This is a genomic window from Methylobacterium sp. WL64, assembly GCF_008039945.1.
GTDB lineage: Bacteria > Pseudomonadota > Alphaproteobacteria > Rhizobiales > Beijerinckiaceae > Methylobacterium.
In genome coordinates this window covers 1-15,838 of sequence record NZ_VRVA01000039.1, presented here as the reverse complement: position 1 = coordinate 15,838, position 15,838 = coordinate 1, and the positions used below count along the sequence as shown (strand labels likewise).

General features: G+C 68.4%; 11 protein-coding genes and 2 tRNA genes. 4 read left to right on the top strand and 9 right to left on the bottom strand.

From position 1 onward, the window contains the following. The first annotated feature begins 135 nt into the window (after positions 1-135). Together FV242_RS17200 and FV242_RS17195 are read left to right on the top strand one after the other, a co-directional pair. Entirely contained in the window at positions 136-2,454 is a 2,319-nt protein-coding gene (locus tag FV242_RS17200; protein WP_147939762.1) for an FdhF/YdeP family oxidoreductase, read from the top strand. A gap of 48 nt (positions 2,455-2,502) precedes the next feature. Then, positions 2,503-3,849, top strand: a complete 1,347-nt coding sequence (locus tag FV242_RS17195; protein ID WP_147907163.1) for a pentapeptide repeat-containing protein — start codon at positions 2,503-2,505, stop codon at positions 3,847-3,849. Between the two features lie 5 nt (positions 3,850-3,854). Here the strand turns inward: FV242_RS17195 and FV242_RS17190 are convergent, their stop codons facing one another. Together FV242_RS17190 and selA are read right to left on the bottom strand one after the other, a co-directional pair. After that, entirely contained in the window at positions 3,855-4,325 is a 471-nt protein-coding gene (locus tag FV242_RS17190) for a MarR family winged helix-turn-helix transcriptional regulator (protein WP_147907162.1), read from the bottom strand. A 114-nt stretch (positions 4,326-4,439) separates the two neighbouring features. Beyond that, a complete protein-coding gene (selA, locus tag FV242_RS17185) occupies positions 4,440-5,897 on the bottom strand; it encodes an L-seryl-tRNA(Sec) selenium transferase (protein WP_147939761.1) in 1,458 nt (485 codons plus the stop codon). Positions 5,898-6,121: 224 nt separating this feature from the next. Here selA and FV242_RS17180 point away from each other — a divergent pair, with 224 nt between their 5' ends. Together FV242_RS17180 and FV242_RS17175 are read left to right on the top strand one after the other, a co-directional pair. Further along, a complete protein-coding gene (locus FV242_RS17180) occupies positions 6,122-7,135 on the top strand; it encodes an SDR family oxidoreductase (protein WP_147939760.1) in 1,014 nt (337 codons plus the stop codon). Next, positions 7,136-8,080: an alpha/beta fold hydrolase gene (locus FV242_RS17175; RefSeq protein WP_147939759.1), complete on the top strand. Its 945-nt coding sequence runs from the start codon at positions 7,136-7,138 to the stop codon at positions 8,078-8,080. It abuts the gene before it with no gap. 3 nt (positions 8,081-8,083) lie between these two features. Here the strand turns inward: FV242_RS17175 and FV242_RS17170 are convergent. From FV242_RS17170 to FV242_RS17140, 7 genes are all read right to left on the bottom strand, one after another. After that, a tRNA-Val gene (locus FV242_RS17170) sits at positions 8,084-8,159 on the bottom strand. 49 nt (positions 8,160-8,208) lie between these two features. Continuing rightward, positions 8,209-8,931, bottom strand: coding sequence for an aspartate/glutamate racemase family protein (locus tag FV242_RS17165; RefSeq protein ID WP_147939758.1), 723 nt, complete (start codon positions 8,929-8,931; stop codon positions 8,209-8,211). Positions 8,932-9,003: 72 nt separating this feature from the next. Next, positions 9,004-11,430, bottom strand: coding sequence for an endopeptidase La (gene lon / locus FV242_RS17160; RefSeq protein ID WP_147908828.1), 2,427 nt, complete (start codon positions 11,428-11,430; stop codon positions 9,004-9,006). Positions 11,431-11,678: 248 nt separating this feature from the next. Beyond that, entirely contained in the window at positions 11,679-12,950 is a 1,272-nt protein-coding gene (clpX, locus tag FV242_RS17155; RefSeq protein WP_007567156.1) for an ATP-dependent Clp protease ATP-binding subunit ClpX, read from the bottom strand. A 184-nt stretch (positions 12,951-13,134) separates the two neighbouring features. Further along, positions 13,135-13,761: an ATP-dependent Clp protease proteolytic subunit gene (locus FV242_RS17150; RefSeq protein WP_007567155.1), complete on the bottom strand. Its 627-nt coding sequence runs from the start codon at positions 13,759-13,761 to the stop codon at positions 13,135-13,137. A gap of 125 nt (positions 13,762-13,886) precedes the next feature. Beyond that, positions 13,887-15,308, bottom strand: coding sequence for a trigger factor (gene tig, locus FV242_RS17145; protein WP_147908827.1), 1,422 nt, complete (start codon positions 15,306-15,308; stop codon positions 13,887-13,889). A gap of 141 nt (positions 15,309-15,449) precedes the next feature. Beyond that, positions 15,450-15,534, bottom strand: a tRNA-Leu gene (locus FV242_RS17140). Positions 15,535-15,838: the final 304 nt, after the last annotated feature.

Here is a 15,838-nt window from a genome sequence, read left to right as displayed (position 1 = left end):
TTTCGCCGGCCCAGGGTAGCGCCGCGGGACCCGGGACGGAAGCCGATCGACGCCGCGGTGACGCGCCCGTGATCCGACCCGCATCCTCGCGCGTTCCCCTCGGTCCGGACGCTGTCGTGCCGGGAGGAGGACGGCATGACCGACCAGAACACCGGCGACGTACGGATCGAACCCTACGACGGCCCGGCAGGCGGCTGGGGCTCCGCCCGCTCCCTCGTGGAGATCCTGACCCGCGAGGGCGTACCGGTCACCGGCTCGGCGATGCTGCTCAAGCACAACAAGCCGGACGGCTACATGTGCACGTCCTGTGCCTGGGCGAAGCCGGCCAAGCCCCTGGCCTTCGAGTATTGCGAGAACGGCGCCAAGGCGACGGCTTGGGAACAGACCCGTCGCCGGGCGACCCCGGACTTTTTCGCCGCCCACACCGTCACCGAGCTGCTCGGCTGGAGCGACTATGCCCTGGAGGAGCAGGGCCGCCTCACCCATCCGATGCGCTACGATCCCGAGACCGACCGGTACCGGCCCGTCCCGTGGACGGAGGCCTTCGCGGAGATCGGACGGGAGCTGAAGGCGCTGCGCGACGAGGATCCGAAATCGGCGGTGTTCTACGCCTCCGGGCGGGCCTCGCTCGAAACGAGCTACATGTGGGCGCTGTTCGCCCGGCTCTACGGCAACAACAACCTGCCCGACTCGTCCAACATGTGCCACGAGCCGACCTCGGTGGCGCTACCGCAATCGATCGGCGCGCCAGTCGGCACGGTGCTGCTGGAGGATTTCGAGACCACCGACCTGATCTTCTTCTTCGGCCAGAATGTCGGCTCGAACGCGCCCCGGATGCTCCACCCGCTCCAGGAAGCCCGGCGCCGGGGCGCGCAGATCATCACCTTCAACCCGCTCCGCGAGCGCGGGCTCGAGCGCTTCACCAACCCGCAATCGCCGGTGGAGATGCTGACGCGCTCGGCGACCAAGATCTCGACGCAGTATCACCAGGTGAAGGCCGGGGGCGACCTCGCGGCGCTGACCGGCCTGTGCAAGTCCCTGCTCGCGATGGACCGGGAGGCCACCGCATCGGGCCGACCCGCCATTCTCGACCACGCCTTCATCGCCGAGCACACCCACGGCTTCGCGGAGTTCGTGGCGTTCTGCGATCGTGAGGATTGGGCCGCGATCGAGCGTCGCTCCGGTCTCACGCGCCCGGCCCTCGAAGCCGCGGCCGGAGCCTACGCTCGCGCCAAGGCGGTGATCGGCATCTACGGGATGGGGCTGACCCAGCACCGCAAGGGCACCGAGACGGTGCGGATGCTGGTGAACCTGCTGCTCCTGCGCGGCAATATCGGCAAGCCCGGGGCCGGGATCTGCCCGGTGCGCGGCCACTCGAACGTGCAGGGCCAGCGCACGGTCGGCATCACCGAGAAGCCGGAGCTGGCGCCGCTCGACAAGCTCAAGGAGCTGTATGACTTCGAGCCGCCGCGGGAGAAGGGCCTGAACACCGTCGAGACCTGCGAGGGCATCCTGGACGGCAGCGTCCGAGCCTTCGTCAGCCTCGGCGGCAACTTCCTGCGGGCGATCCCCGATACCGGGCGGATGGAGCCTGCTTGGCGCCGACAGCGCCTCACCGTTCAGATCTCGACCAAGCTGAACCGCTCGCACCTGGTGAACGGGGACGTGGCCTACATCCTCCCGTGCCTCGGCCGCATCGAGATCGACCAGCAGGCGACCGGCCCACAGGCGGTCTCGATGGAGGATTCGACCGCGCGCTTCCACGGCTCCCGGGGCGTGTCTGACCCGGTCGGCCCGGAGGTGCGCTCCGAGCCCTGGATCGTCGCCGAGATCGCCAAGGCGACGGTGCCGCCGAACCCGCGGATCGACTGGGATGCGTGGGTCGCCGATTACGGCCGGGTGCGCGACGCCATCGAGGCGACCTACCCCAAGGTGTTCCACGACTTGAACGGGCAGATGTTCCGGCCCGGCGGGATCACCAAGCCGCTGGGCGCCCGCGACCGGAAGTGGGAGACCGAGACCGGCAAGGCGAATTTCGCCGTCCCCGCGGGGCTGGAGGCCGATCCCGACCTGCCGAAGCATGGGCCCGACGTGCTCGACCTGATCACGTTGCGCTCGAACGACCAGTTCAACACCACGGTCTACGGGTACGACGACCGCTTCCGCGGCGTGAAGGGCACCCGCGACATCCTGTTCATGAACCGGGCCGACATCGCCCGGCTTGGGCTGAAGGATGGCGGCTCCGTCGATGTCGAAGCGGTGGCCGGCGACCAGGTCGAGCGCCGCGTCGGCGGCCTGCGGGTGATCGCCTACGATATCCCCCAGGGGAATTGCGGCGGCTATTATCCAGAACTGAACGTGCTGTTGCCCCTATGGCATTACGACGAGCAGTCCAAGACGCCGGCCGCCAAGGCCATCACGGTGCGGGTCAGCGCTGCGATGCCGACGACCTGAGCCCGCGGGGATCTGGCGCGCCGCCGTTCTCTCCGGCAAAGAGCCGGGATGGATCAGGTCACGCCCCGAAACGTGGAGCCGCGCCTGCGCGGTCTCCTGGACCTGATCGCCTCCGGCACGCCCGTGCGCGAGCCGGGCCTCGATCTCGCGCATGTCGACGCCGGCGCGCGGGCGCTGACCGAACTGGATGCGGCAAGGGCCGACCCTGAATCCGGCGGCCTGTCCTTGGCGGGGTCGGATTTGTCCCGCGCCCGGATGGAGGAGGCCGACCTGTCCGGCGCGAACCTGCGCCGGGCGAGCCTCACCGGGGCGGTCGGGCGGTCGACCCGCTTCGTCGGGGCGATCCTGGAGGAGGCCGACCTGTCCGAGGCCGACCTCTCGGGCGCGGATTTCGCCGGCATCGTGGCAGGCCAGGTCAAGTTGTCCGCCGCCATGCTGGAGGATGCCCGCTTCGGACAGGCGGCGATGCGCTTCGCGGACCTGTCGGGGGCACTCCTCGACGGGGCCAACTTCACGGATGCCGACCTCTGGGGCGCCGACTTTTCCGGCGCCGACGCGGACGACACGGTGTTCCGCAACGCGCGACTCGACGAGGCCAAGCTCGCCGACGCCAACCTCACCCACGCGGATTTCGAGGGCGCCAGCCTGGCCAAGGCGACGCTGGCGGGATCGCGCCTGCGCGGCGCCAAGTTCACCGGGGCGAAGCTGGACGGCGCAGACCTATCCGGCGCCGACCTTTCGGACACCGATCTCGTCCGGCTCAACCTCGCCACCTGCCGGCTGCGGCACGCACGCTTCGCGGGCGCTTGGCTCAACGGCACCCGGATGAGCGTCGAGCAGCTCGGCGGTGCCGTTGGCGAGGAGGTGGCGGGCGCCTACGAGCTGGCGCAGGCGAGCTACCTCGCCCTGGAGCAGAACTGGAAGAGCATCGGCAGCCACGATGCGGCCAGCTGGGCCTACAAGCGCGGTCGCCGCATGGGCCGTGTCCATGCCGGGCAACAGGCACGCGCCGCCTGGGCCGAGCGGGACGGGGCTGGCATCCTGCGCCACGGCTACCGCTGGACCGCCGACCGCTTCGTCGAGTGGCTGTGCGATTACGGCGAGAGCCTGTCGCGCATCGCCCGGGCCTTCGCGCTCCTGATCGTCGTATTTGCGGGCCTCTATGGCCTGACCGGCGGCCTGATCGTGCTGGAGGGTCCCGAGGCGGGACCGACCTACAACCCGATCGATCTGATGAGCTACAGCGCGCTCAACATGATGACGGCCAACCCACCGGAGATCGGCCTGAAGCCGACCGGACGGGTGACCAACCTGCTCGTCGGCCTCGAAGGCGCGGCCGGGATCATCCTGATGGGTCTCTACGGCTTCGTGCTGGGCAACCGCCTCCGCCGGTGAGCGCGTCAGTCGTTGACGCTCAGACGCTCGATCAGGGCGCCGAGATCCCTGCGCAAGGCGCGGATCTCGGGCTCGCTGAGGTCCAGCTGACACATCACGCTCTCGCGCACCGTGACCGCCTCCGAACGGAGCGCAGCGCCCCGGGGCGTCAGGGCGATCTCGACCTCGCGCTCGTCGGATTGGCGCCGCGTCCGAGCCAGGAAGCCCGCGCTCTCCAGGCGTTTCAGAACCGGCGTCAGCGTGCCGGAATCGAGCCGCAGCCGCCGGCCGATCTCCGAGACCGTCACGCCGTCCTGCTCCCACAGCACCAGCAGCACGAGATATTGCGGATAGGTCAGGCCGAGCCGCTCCAGAAGCGGCCGGTAAGACTTCGTCATCCGGTGCGCGGCCGCGTAGAGCGCGTAGCAAAGCTGGTTATCGAGCAGGAGCGGATCTGTTGCCTGCTCCGCCTCGATCGTGTCCACAGAATACGACATGTTGCTCGCCCATCGCGGTCCGGGTGCCGCTTGTCTCGCACCGCGACCGCGGGTTGGCCCTTCTAGCATAACACGCTCAGCGTGCGTGCAAGCTCCCGCTCCACGCCCGGTTTCTCAACAACTCCGGACGCCCGACGCTCCGTCACCTGACGATGACATGTTCGATAGGCTGTTCAGCAGCCCGGCCTCGTCCTCGAGGGTCCGCAGGTCGAGCACGACGGCATCGCCGCTGATGCGGCCGATCACCGGCACCGGCAAGGCGCGCAGGCGCTCGGCGAGGCGCTTGCAGCGCCCTCCGGCGCCGCGGCGCCCGCCCGCCCCATCCGGCACCAGCACCAGGGCGGCGCTGGGCAAGGTCTCCACCGGCAGCGCTCCGGACCCGATCTGGCTGATGCACGCATCGACCGAGACCGTGGCCCAGCCGGACAGCCGCTCGGCAACCGCCGGCGCGAGGGCCCGGGCCTGCGCGTCGATCGCCGCGCGCGGTCGGGTGAGCAGCCGCAGGGTCGGCAGTTCCTCGGCCAGCCGCTCGGGATGCAGGTAGAGCCGCAGGACCGCCTCCAGGGCGGCGTAGGTCATCTTGTCCACCCGCAGCGCCCGCTTCAGCGGGCTCTTGCGCACCCGGGCGATCAGGTCCTTCCGTCCGGCCACGATCCCGCATTGGACGGCGCCGAGCAGCTTGTCGCCGCTGAAGGTGACGACGTCGGCGCGCGCCAACGCGGCCCGGACGGTGGGCTCGGGGGGCAGGCCGTAGGCCGCGAGGTCGACGAGGCTGCCGCTGCCGAGATCCTCCGCCAGCGGCACGCCCTGTTCCCGGCAGAGGGCGTGGAGCGCGACCGGATCCGCCTCGGCGGTGAAGCCGGTGATCGCGTAGTTGCTCGGATGCACCTTCATGACCAGGCCGGTGCGCGGGCCCAAGGCTTCGGCGAAGTCGCTCAGATGGGTCCGGTTGGTGGTGCCGACCTCGTGCAGGCGGCACCCGGCACGGACCATCACGTCGGGCACCCGGAACGAGCCGCCGATCTCCACCAGCTCGCCACGCGAGACCACCACCTCCTTGCGCATCGCCAAGGCGTTCAGCACCAGCAGGACCGCGGCGGCGTTGTTGTTGACGACCACAGCGGCCTCGGCCCCGGTCAGGCGGCAGATCAAATCCTCGACGTGGTCGTCGCGCTCGCCCCGGGTCCCGGTGGCGAGATCGAATTCGAGGTTGCTCGCCTGCACCATCACGGCGGCCACGGCCTCGGCGGCGGAGCGCGGCAGGAGCGCCCGGCCGAGATTGGTGTGCAGAACCGTGCCGGTGAGGTTGAAGACCGGCCGCAGGGACGCGCGCCGCTCGGCCGCAAGATTTCGCGCGACCGCCTCACGGATCGCCGCCTCGTCCGGCACGGCGCCTCCCTCCGCGCGGATCCCGGCGAGGACGACCCGCACGCCCGCCGTGACGGCCGTGCGCCCGTAGGCGGCGAGCAGCTCCTCCGAGGCGCCGCCGACCAGACGTTCCACCGAGGGGATCCGGCGCGGAGTCGGCTGCGCGTCGTCGGGGGTCGGGCAGGCTGTCGCTGAGGATGTCATGGTCCGGAGAGAGATAAGGATGCCCGCGCCGAGGACTACCCCGGAGCGCCGCACGCGATCCCTGCAGGATCGGCACCAAATCGAACGGGCGACGGCGAGGCCTGCGACGCGATCACCTCCGGCCAAGCCGGAACCGTACGCACCGCCGGGCGACTAACCTCATGCGCGTGACCGCGCCGGCGCTACATGGCCGGTCGCGCGGATCGCAGATGTGGGGAAGAGCGATGAAGCACAAGCCGCTCAGCGAGCAGGTCGTGGTGATCACCGGCGCATCGTCCGGCATCGGCCTCGCGACCGCCCGGATGGCGGCCGAGCGCGGTGCCCGGGTCGTGCTGGCCGCCCGCAGCGGCGAGGCCTTGGCCCGGATCCAGGCGGAGATCGAGGGCGTCGGCGGCAAGGCGCTCCACGTCGTCGCCGATGTCGGCAACCGGGCCGAAGTCCAGGCGATCGCCGATCAGGCGATCGCGACGTTCGGCGGCTTCGACACCTGGGTGAACGTCGCGGGCGGGTCGATCTACGGCCGCCTTCGCGAGATCAGCGACGAAGACCATCAACGCCTGATCCAGACCAATCTCTGGGGCACCGTCTACGGGTCCCTGGTCGCCGTGGAGCACCTGAACAAGCAGGGCGGCGCACTGATCAACGTCGGCAGCATCGCGTCCGATCTCGCCTTCCCGTTCCAGGGCATGTACGCGGCCTCCAAGCATGCCGTGAAGGGCTTCACCGACGCCCTGCGCATGGAGCTCATGGTCGAGGACGCGCCGATCTCGGTGACGCTGATCAAGCCTGCCTCGATCGACACCCCCCTGCCCCAGCGCGCGCGCAACTACATGGACCGGGAGCCGAGCCTGCCGCCGCCGATCTACCCGCCCGAGGAGGTCGCGAACGCGATCCTGCATGCGGCCGTGCACCCGCAGCGCGACATCTTCGTCGGCGGTGCCGGCAAGGCGTTCGTGGCCGGCAAGGAATTCGCCCCGGGCGCCTACGATTACATGGCCCCGACGATCGTCGCGATGCAGAAGCGCGGCATCCCGCCCCGTGACCCGTCCGGCGCCCTGCACGCGCCGGTCTCGGCCGGCCTCACGCGCGGCGACCCACCTGTCTACGTGATGCGCACGAGCGCCTACACGCGGGCGAGCCTGCACCCGCTGGCCACGGCGGCCGGTCTGCTCGGGGTCGGCACGGTAGCGGCGCTGGCCCTGCTCGGATCGGCCCCCAGCCGCAGGAAGCGCCTGTAATTGGCTCCGGCTGCGGTCCCCCTCCCCGGCCCGGCCCTACCGTCGCCGGACGAGCGGGCTGATCCCCGGATCGTTCCACGCCGGTTCGTGCGCCTCCCGGACGACCGAACCATCGCGTATGCCGAAATCGGCAGCGGCCCCGACCTCGTGGCGATCCACGGCACGCTGATGTGCCTGGAAGACCAGTGGCTCGGCCCGGTGCCGGCACTCGCCCAGCATTTCCGCGTGGTCGCCGTCGACCGCCCCGGCCATGGGTTCAGCCTGCGCCCGCGCGGATCCGGCGCCGACATCTGGGATCAGGCCAGGCAGATCCGGGACGCGATGCAGCGGCTGGGCCTGAAGCGGCCGGTGATCCTGGGCCACTCGTTCGGTGGCGCAATCGCCCTCGCCTACGGGATGCTCTACCCGGACGAGATCGCCGGCATCGTCTCCCTGGCCCCAATCTGCTTCCCGGAGGTGCGCCTCGAACAGATTCTGTTCGGACCGCGGGCGCTGCCGTTCGGCGGGGATTTCGTCACCCGGGCCCTGAGCGCCTCGAGCGATCCGGCCCTGCTGCCGCTGCTGTGGCACGCGATGTTCCTGCCCCAGGCGATGCCACAGCGGTTCCGCACCGACTTTCCGTTCGCGCTGGCCAGTCGGGCCGCGCAGATCACCGCCGAGGGCGAGGATGCCGGCTGGCTCTGGCCGGCCCTGACACGCAGTGTGATGCGCTACCCGAGCCTGCGGGTTCCCACCCGCATCCTCTGCGGCGGCGCCGACATCGTGGTGAACCCATACCTGCACGGGGCCACCGCCGCCCGGATGATCCCGGGGGCGACCTTCGAGTTGCTGCCCGGTCTGGGTCATATGTTCCCGCACATCGACGCTGCCGCGGTCGTCCGGGCGGCTCGGTCAATCGGGGGTGGGGGCCTCAGCCGGGGCCGCGATCACTCAGGAGCCCGGTGACGCTGGTGGGCGGTGAGGGACTCGAACCCCCGACCCTCTCCGTGTAAAGGAGACGCTCTACCAACTGAGCTAACCGCCCGGCGGCCGACCGTTACGGCATGGGGTCGGTGTGGCGCAAGGGGCTGGCGTCACGGTGCTGCCAGCCGGCGTGCCAGGGCGGTCGTCAGGCCTATGCTGTCCATCGGCACGGGGCGCATCGCCGGAACGGCGGGCGCCGTCGCGGCGGCCAGGACTGCCCGGGTGCCGGCTTCGACGGAGCAGATCAGCGGGCACGGGACCTGCCACGCGAGGCGCCGCGCCAGCCCCGCGAGGCCGGCGCCCCCGAGGATCACCGTGTTCGCTCCGGCCGCTTGGCATTTGGCGCAGGCCTGCGACAGGATGCCGCGGGCGCGGTTTGGATCCTGGGCGATGTCGCCTCCGGTCGGCGCCACCGTGGTGATGGCCGCGAGCCGGTCCGACAGGCCGAGGGTGCCGACGAACTCCCGAAGCATCGGGTCCCAAGCCGTCCCGCCGGTGACGATGCCGAACGCCCCCGTGGCGGCGGCCTCGCGACAGGCCGCCTCCGCCATGCCGACGACCGGCACGGGTGATAATTCGCGCAGGGCGGACAAGCCCGGATCGCCGAAGCAGGCGAGATAGACCGCGTCACAGGAATCCCCGTGCTCGGCCAGGGCATCGAGGGCGGCGTGGCCCGCGATGGCCGCGGCTGCACGGCTCGCGATGTAACGGGCCCCGAACCGACCCGTGACGGCCCGCAGGTCCGCGCGGTCGCCGATCTGGCGGCGCACGTGATCCGCCACGAGGTCGGTGACGGCCTGACTGGTATTGGGGTTGATCAGCAGAATGCGCATGCCGGGCCGGTCCCACGAAAAAGCCCCCGGAGCAGGCTCCGGGGGCTATCGCATCGGTTGAGTGATCGATCCTCAGTGGGCGATGAACGCCGCACCGTCCTCTTCCGTCCGGGCGGGCTTGGCCACGGGCAGCGGCTCCTCCCACTCGATGGCGACGGGGACCCGGACCAGCGCCCGCTCCAGCACCTGATCCATCCGGGAGACCGGGATGATCTCCAACCCGTTCTTCACGCTGTCGGGCACCTCGGCGATGTCCTTGGCGTTCTCCTCGGGAATCAGCACGGTCTTGATGCCGCCGCGCAGCGCCGCGAGCAGCTTCTCCTTCAAGCCGCCGATCGGCAGGACCCGACCGCGGAGAGTCACCTCGCCGGTCATCGCGATATCGCGACGAACCGCGATGCCGGTCAGCGTCGAGACGATGGCAGTGGCCATCGCGATGCCGGCGGACGGGCCGTCCTTCGGGGTCGCCCCCTCCGGCACGTGGACGTGGATGTCGCGACGCTCGAACAGCGGCGGCTCGATCCCGAAGTCAATCGCCCGCGAGCGCACGTAAGATGCGGCTGCCGAGATCGACTCCTTCATCACGTCCTTCAGGTTGCCCGTGACGGTCATCTTGCCCTTACCGGGCATCATGACGCCCTCGATCGTCAGCAACTCGCCGCCAACCTCGGTCCAGGCCAGACCCGTCACCACGCCGACCTGATCGTCCGCATCGATCTCGCCGTAGCGGAACTTCGGCGGACCGAGGAAGACCGGAAGGGTATCCGCGTTGACCACGACCGACTTGGTCTTGGTGATCAGGATCTCCTTCACCGCCTTGCGGATCAGGTTGGACAGCTCGCGCTCCAAGTTACGGACGCCGGCTTCCCGCGTATAGCGGCGAACCAGCATCATCAGGCTGTCGTCGTCGATCGACCACTCGTGCGTCCCGAGGCCGTGCTTCTTCAAGGCATTCGGGATCAGGTGCTTGCGCGCGATCTCGACCTTCTCCTCCTCGGTGTACCCGGCGATGCGGATCACCTCCATGCGGTCCATGAGCGGACCGGGGATGTTGAGGGTGTTGGCCGTGGTCACGAACATCACGTTCGAGAGATCGTAGTCCACCTCCAGATAGTGGTCGTTGAAGGTGCTGTTCTGCTCTGGGTCCAGAACCTCGAGGAGCGCCGCCGACGGATCGCCGCGGAAATCCATGCCCATCTTGTCGATCTCATCGAGCAGAATGAGCGGGTTCGAGGTCTTGGCCTTCCGCATCGACTGCACGATCTTGCCGGGCATCGAACCGATATAGGTCCGGCGGTGACCCCGGATCTCGGCCTCGTCCCGCACGCCGCCGAGCGACATGCGCACGAACTCGCGACCCGTCGCCTTCGCGATGGACTTGCCCAGCGAGGTCTTGCCGACGCCGGGGGGACCGACGAGGCATAGGATCGGGCCGGTGAGCTTGTTCGCCCGCTGCTGCACGGCGAGGTACTCGACGATCCGCTCCTTGACCTTGTCGAGGCCGAAATGATCCTCATCCAGCAGGGTTTGGGCGCCAAGCAGATCCTTCTTGATCTTCGAACGCTTGCCCCACGGGATGCCGAGCATCCAGTCGAGATAGTTGCGCACCACGGTGGCCTCGGCCGACATCGGCGACATCTGCCGGAGCTTCTTCAGCTCGGCCGTCGCCTTGTCGCGCGCCTCCTTGGTGAACTTGGTCTTCTCGATCTTCTCTTCCAGCTCGGCCAGCTCGTCACGGCCGTCCTCGGAGTCGCCCAACTCCTTCTGGATCGCCTTCATCTGCTCGTTCAGGTAGTACTCGCGCTGGGTCTTCTCCATCTGCCGCTTGACGCGGGTCCGGATGCGCTTCTCCACCTGGAGCACGGAGATCTCGCTCTCCATCAGCGACAGCACGCGCTCGAGGCGCTGCGCCACAGTCGGCGTCTCGAGGATGCCCTGCTTATCGGAGATCTTAACGAGCAGATGCGAGCCGATCGTATCGGCGAGCTTGGAGGGCTCGTCGATCTGGGTCACGGCCGAGACGACCTCCGGAGAGATCTTCTTGTTGAGCTTGACGTAGTTCTCGAACTCCGAGAGCACCGAGCGCGCGAGCGCCTCGGCCTCGACGCGGTCGCCGAGCTCGTCGTGCAGCGCCTCGGCGGTGGCCTCGTAATACTCGTCCGAGCGGGTGAAGCCCGTGACCTTGGCACGACCGATGCCCTCGACCAGCACCTTCACGGTACCGTCGGGGAGCTTCAGGAGCTGCAGTACGGAGGCGAGCGTGCCGATCTTGTAGATCGCGTCGGTTGCCGGATCGTCGTCACCCGCGTTGATCTGGGTGGCGAGCAAGATATGGCGATCGGTGCGCACGGCCTCTTCGAGGGCGCGGATCGATTTTTCGCGGCCGACGAACAGAGGCACGATCATGTGCGGGAAGACGACGATGTCGCGCAAGGGGAGGACGGCGTAGGAACCCGTCGAGCCCGGGACAACCGGCTGGCGCGATTTCGACTGTGTCATGGGGACTTCCTCTCAGGGACGCCCGGCTTCGATCCCCTCGTCGATGAGGCGAACCATTGCCAGGGGCCGACCGGGCCGCGAGGGTCGGGATTGTCGTGGACTTTGCGGCTGGCGACGCGGACCGTTCCTCGAAGGAGCGAGCGGCCACCGCGATGAGCCTGAGGTGGCTGCGGGGGCCACCGTTTTCAAGATGTTCCCCGCGGCGCACCCGGCCGAAGCCGGGTGCTTAACGCAACCCCGCCAAGCGCTTACGCGCTGACGCTGGCGGGCGCTTCCTTGTTGCGGTCGCCGTGGATGTAGAGCGGGCGCGACTTGCCTTCCACGACCTCCGGACCGATCACCACCTGCTCCACCGATTCGAGACCGGGCAGGTCGTACATCGTGTCCAGCAGGATGGTCTCCAGGATCGACCGCAGGCCGCGAGCGCCTGTCTTGCGCTCGATCGCCTTGCGCGCGACCAGGGACAGTGCGTCGTCCTGGAACGTCAGGTCGACGTTCTCCATCTCAAACAGCCGCTGGTACTGCTTCACCAGAGCGTTCTTCGGCTCCTGAAGGATCTTCTTCAGCGCCGCCTCGTCGAGATCCTCGAGGGTCGCCAGAACCGGCAGACGGCCGACGAACTCGGGGATGAGGCCGAACTTCAACAGATCCTCAGGCTCCACCGAACGGAAGATCTCGCCGGTGCGACGGTCGTCGGGGGCCTGCACGCTCGCGCCGAAGCCGATCGAGGTGCCCTTGCCGCGTTGGGAGATGATCCGCTCCAGCCCCGCGAAGGCGCCGCCGCAGATGAACAGGATGTTGGTGGTGTCGACCTGCAGGAACTCCTGCTGCGGGTGCTTGCGGCCGCCCTGCGGCGGCACGGACGCAACCGTGCCTTCCATGATCTTCAGCAGCGCCTGCTGCACGCCCTCGCCCGACACGTCCCGGGTGATCGACGGGTTGTCCGACTTGCGCGAGATCTTGTCGATCTCGTCGATGTAGACGATGCCGCGCTGGGCCCGCTCGACGTTGTAGTCCGAGGCCTGGAGCAGCTTGAGGATGATGTTTTCCACATCCTCGCCGACATAGCCCGCCTCTGTCAGCGTCGTGGCGTCCGCCATGGTGAACGGCACGTCCAGGATGCGGGCGAGCGTCTGCGCGAGCAGCGTCTTGCCCGAGCCGGTCGGCCCGATCAGCATGATGTTGGACTTGGCCAACTCGACGTCGTTGTGCTTCGTCGCGTGCGCGAGCCGCTTGTAGTGGTTGTGCACCGCGACCGAGAGGACCTTCTTGGCAAAGTCCTGGCCGATGACGTAATCGTCGAGGACGCGCCGGATCTCCTTCGGGGTGGGCACCCCGTCGCGGCTCTTCACCAACGAGGATTTCGACTCCTCGCGGATGATGTCCATGCACAGCTCGACGCATTCGTCGCAGATGAACACGGTCGGGCCGGCGATCAGCTTGCGGACCTCGTGCTGGCTCTTGCCGCAGAACGAGCAATACAGCGTGCTCTTGGAGTCGTTGCCGCCAGTCTTGCTCATATCGGTCTCCGATTCGTCGCGTACGCAGCCGGCTAAGGGCGCACGCGCATCGCTTCAACGTAAGGGGGCCCGCTTAAAGAAACAGTATGCTGCGCGTCTTTGACCGATGGGCCCTGTCATCGGATGCAAACACGCTGCCGCGGCGGGATCAAGGCCACGCCGCGGCGGTCAGGCGACGCAACCGTCAGGCGGCGGCGGGCTCGGGACGCTTCTGGATGACCTCGTCGATGAGGCCGAACTCCTTGGCCGCATCCGCGGTCATGAAATTGTCGCGCTCCAGCGCGTTCTCAATGGCCGCATAGTCACGGCCGGTATGCTTCACGTAGATTTCGTTCAAGCGCCGCTTCAGCGCCTCGATCTCGCGGGCATGGATCAGGATGTCGGTGGCCTGCCCCTGGAAGCCGCCGGAGGGCTGGTGGACCATGATCCGGGCGTTCGGCAGGGCGAAGCGGTGACCCGGCTCGCCGGCGGTGAGCAGGAGGGAGCCCATCGAGGCGGCCTGGCCGACGCAGAGCGTCGTCACCGGGCAGCGGATGAACTGCATCGTGTCGTAGATCGACAATCCCGAGGTCACGACGCCGCCTGGGGAATTGATATAGAAGGAAATTTCCTTCTTGGGGTTCTCAGCCTCGAGAAACAGAAGCTGCGCCACGATGAGTGACGCACCGTAATCCTCCACGGGACCGGTGAGGAAGATGATGCGCTCGCGCAGGAGACGGGAGTAGATGTCGAAGGCGCGCTCGCCGCGGCTCGACTGCTCGACGACCATCGGCACGAGTGCGTTGTTGTAGACGTCGATCGGATCTCTCATCTCGTCCTGCCCAGAATGAGGCCCGGGGCTGCCGCGAATCAGGGCAGCCCGGGCATGTCAGCGAACACTGGCGATGCTTAACCATCGCCTAACCCTATGCCCGCCGTCCTGGGACAGTGCGGGGCTCAGTCGGCCTTTGCCTCGGCGTTGGACTCGTCCTTGGCCTCGGCGTTATCTGCCGGCTTCTCGCCGGTCGTGTCGTCGTCATCCTCATCGGCGAAAAGCGTCTCTTTCGAGACCGGCTCCTCGACGAGTTTGACCTGACCGAGGACGTGGTCAACCACCTTCTCCTCGAACAGCGGCGCCCGAAGCTCGGCGAGCGCCTGCGGGTTCTTGCGGTAGAAGTCCCACACCTGCTGCTCCTGGCCCGGGAACTGCCGGACCCGAGCGATGAGGGCCTGGTTCACCTCTTCGTCGGAAACCTTGATATCGGCGCTCTCGCCGACCTGCGCAAGCACGAGTCCGAGCCGGACGCGACGCTCGGCGATCTTCCGGTAGTCGGCCTGGGCCTTCTCCTCGGTGGTGTCCTCGTCCTCGAAGCTCTTGCCGCGAGCTTTCAGGTCCTGCTCGACCTGGGCCCAGACGCTGGCGAATTCCTGCGCGACCAGGGAGGGCGGCAGCTCGAAGGCGTACTTGCCGTCCAGGGCGTCCAGGAGTTCCTTCTTCAGCTTGCGCCGCGAGGCCGCCTCGAAGTCGCCGCCGATCGCCTTGGCGATCGCCTCACGCAGCTTCTCGAGCGATTCCATGCCGAGCGACTTGGCGAACTCGTCGTCGATCTTGGCTTCGCCGGCCGCCTGGATCTTCGTGACGGTCACGTCGAACTCGGCATCCTTGCCGGCGAGCTGCTCGGCCCCGTAGGCCTCCGGGAAGGTCGCCTTCACGACCCGCTTGTCGCCGACCTTGGCGCCGACCAGCTGCTCCTCGAAGCCGGGGATGAACGAACCGGAGCCGAGCTCCAAGTCGATGCCCTCGCCCTTGCCGCCCTGGAACTCCTCGCCGTCGATGCGGCCGACGAAATCGATCGTCACGCGGTCGCCGTCCTGAGCCTCGGCGCCCTCTTCCCGCTCGCTGAACGGGCGGCTCTGGCCGGCCATGCGCTGCAGGGCCTCATCGACCTCGGACTCTTCCGGCTTGGCGACGAGCTTCTTAAGGCTGACATCGGACAGGTCGGCCAGCTCGAAGTTCGGCATCACCTCGAGGGCGACCTTGAAGGCCAGGTCGGCCTTGGCGTCGAGCGCCTTCTCGATCTCGGCCTGGTCGGTCGGGAACTCGACCTGCGGCTCCAGAGCGAGCTTGAGATCGTTGTCGGCCACGATCTTGCGGTTCGCCTCGTTGACCGCGTTCTGCACCACCTCGGCCATGACGGACCGGCCATAGACCTTGCGCAAATGCGCCACCGGGACCTTGCCGGGGCGGAAGCCCTTCAGCTGGACCTTGTCCTTCATGCCGGAGAGCTCGGTATTCAGGCGCTCCTCGAGTTCCTGGGCGGCCAGCAGCACCTGAAACTCGCGCTTCAGACCCTGGGCGTTGATCTCGGTCACCTGCATCGTCGTCGTCGCTCTTCAAAAGACCTTGTGGCCGCCGGCCGGGCCGGCGTCGTGTGGCTTGGTCGCGCGGTCCGGGATACGACGGTGTCGGATACGGGGATGAGGCGGCCCCGAACGGGACCGCGCCATCTGGAAGCGTCCTGGTGCGGGCGGAGGGGCTCGAACCCCCACGTCTTGCGACACTGGAACCTAAATCCAGCGCGTCTACCAGTTCCGCCACGCCCGCGCGCGCCGACACCCGGCGCGTCGCCGGCCGCCGGAAGCGCGCCCTATAGCATGGGCCGCACGGCTCGCAGCAAAAAACTTGACCTCCCGTGGCGGCGGTGGCGCGCGGGCGGGCACGCCGTTATCTAGCCGGGGCCATCGCGAGCCGCCGTCGAGATCCCATGACCTCATCCCGCCCCGTGCCGCCGACCGATCCGCGCACCGGTCAGCCGTCGCGCCGGACCCTGCTCGCCACGGCGGCCGCGTTCGGGCTGATGCCGGAGACGGGGCGGGCCCAGGCTCCCGGGACAGGCTCGGCGACACCC

Excerpts from the sequence above, each read along its gene's own strand:
- lon (WP_147908828.1), bottom strand. The coding sequence starts at position 11,430 with ATGACACAGTCGAAATCGCGCCAGCCGGTTGTCCCGGGCTCGACGGGT.
- clpX (WP_007567156.1), bottom strand. The coding sequence starts at position 12,950 with ATGAGCAAGACTGGCGGCAACGACTCCAAGAGCACGCTGTATTGCTCG.
- tig (WP_147908827.1), bottom strand. The coding sequence starts at position 15,308 with ATGCAGGTGACCGAGATCAACGCCCAGGGTCTGAAGCGCGAGTTTCAG.
- FV242_RS17190 (WP_147907162.1), bottom strand. The coding sequence starts at position 4,325 with ATGTCGTATTCTGTGGACACGATCGAGGCGGAGCAGGCAACAGATCCG.
- FV242_RS17165 (WP_147939758.1), bottom strand. The coding sequence starts at position 8,931 with ATGCGCATTCTGCTGATCAACCCCAATACCAGTCAGGCCGTCACCGAC.
- FV242_RS17150 (WP_007567155.1), bottom strand. The coding sequence starts at position 13,761 with ATGAGAGATCCGATCGACGTCTACAACAACGCACTCGTGCCGATGGTC.
- FV242_RS17195 (WP_147907163.1), top strand. The coding sequence starts at position 2,503 with ATGGATCAGGTCACGCCCCGAAACGTGGAGCCGCGCCTGCGCGGTCTC.
- FV242_RS17180 (WP_147939760.1), top strand. The coding sequence starts at position 6,122 with ATGAAGCACAAGCCGCTCAGCGAGCAGGTCGTGGTGATCACCGGCGCA.
- FV242_RS17200 (WP_147939762.1), top strand. The coding sequence starts at position 136 with ATGACCGACCAGAACACCGGCGACGTACGGATCGAACCCTACGACGGC.
- selA (WP_147939761.1), bottom strand. The coding sequence starts at position 5,897 with ATGACATCCTCAGCGACAGCCTGCCCGACCCCCGACGACGCGCAGCCG.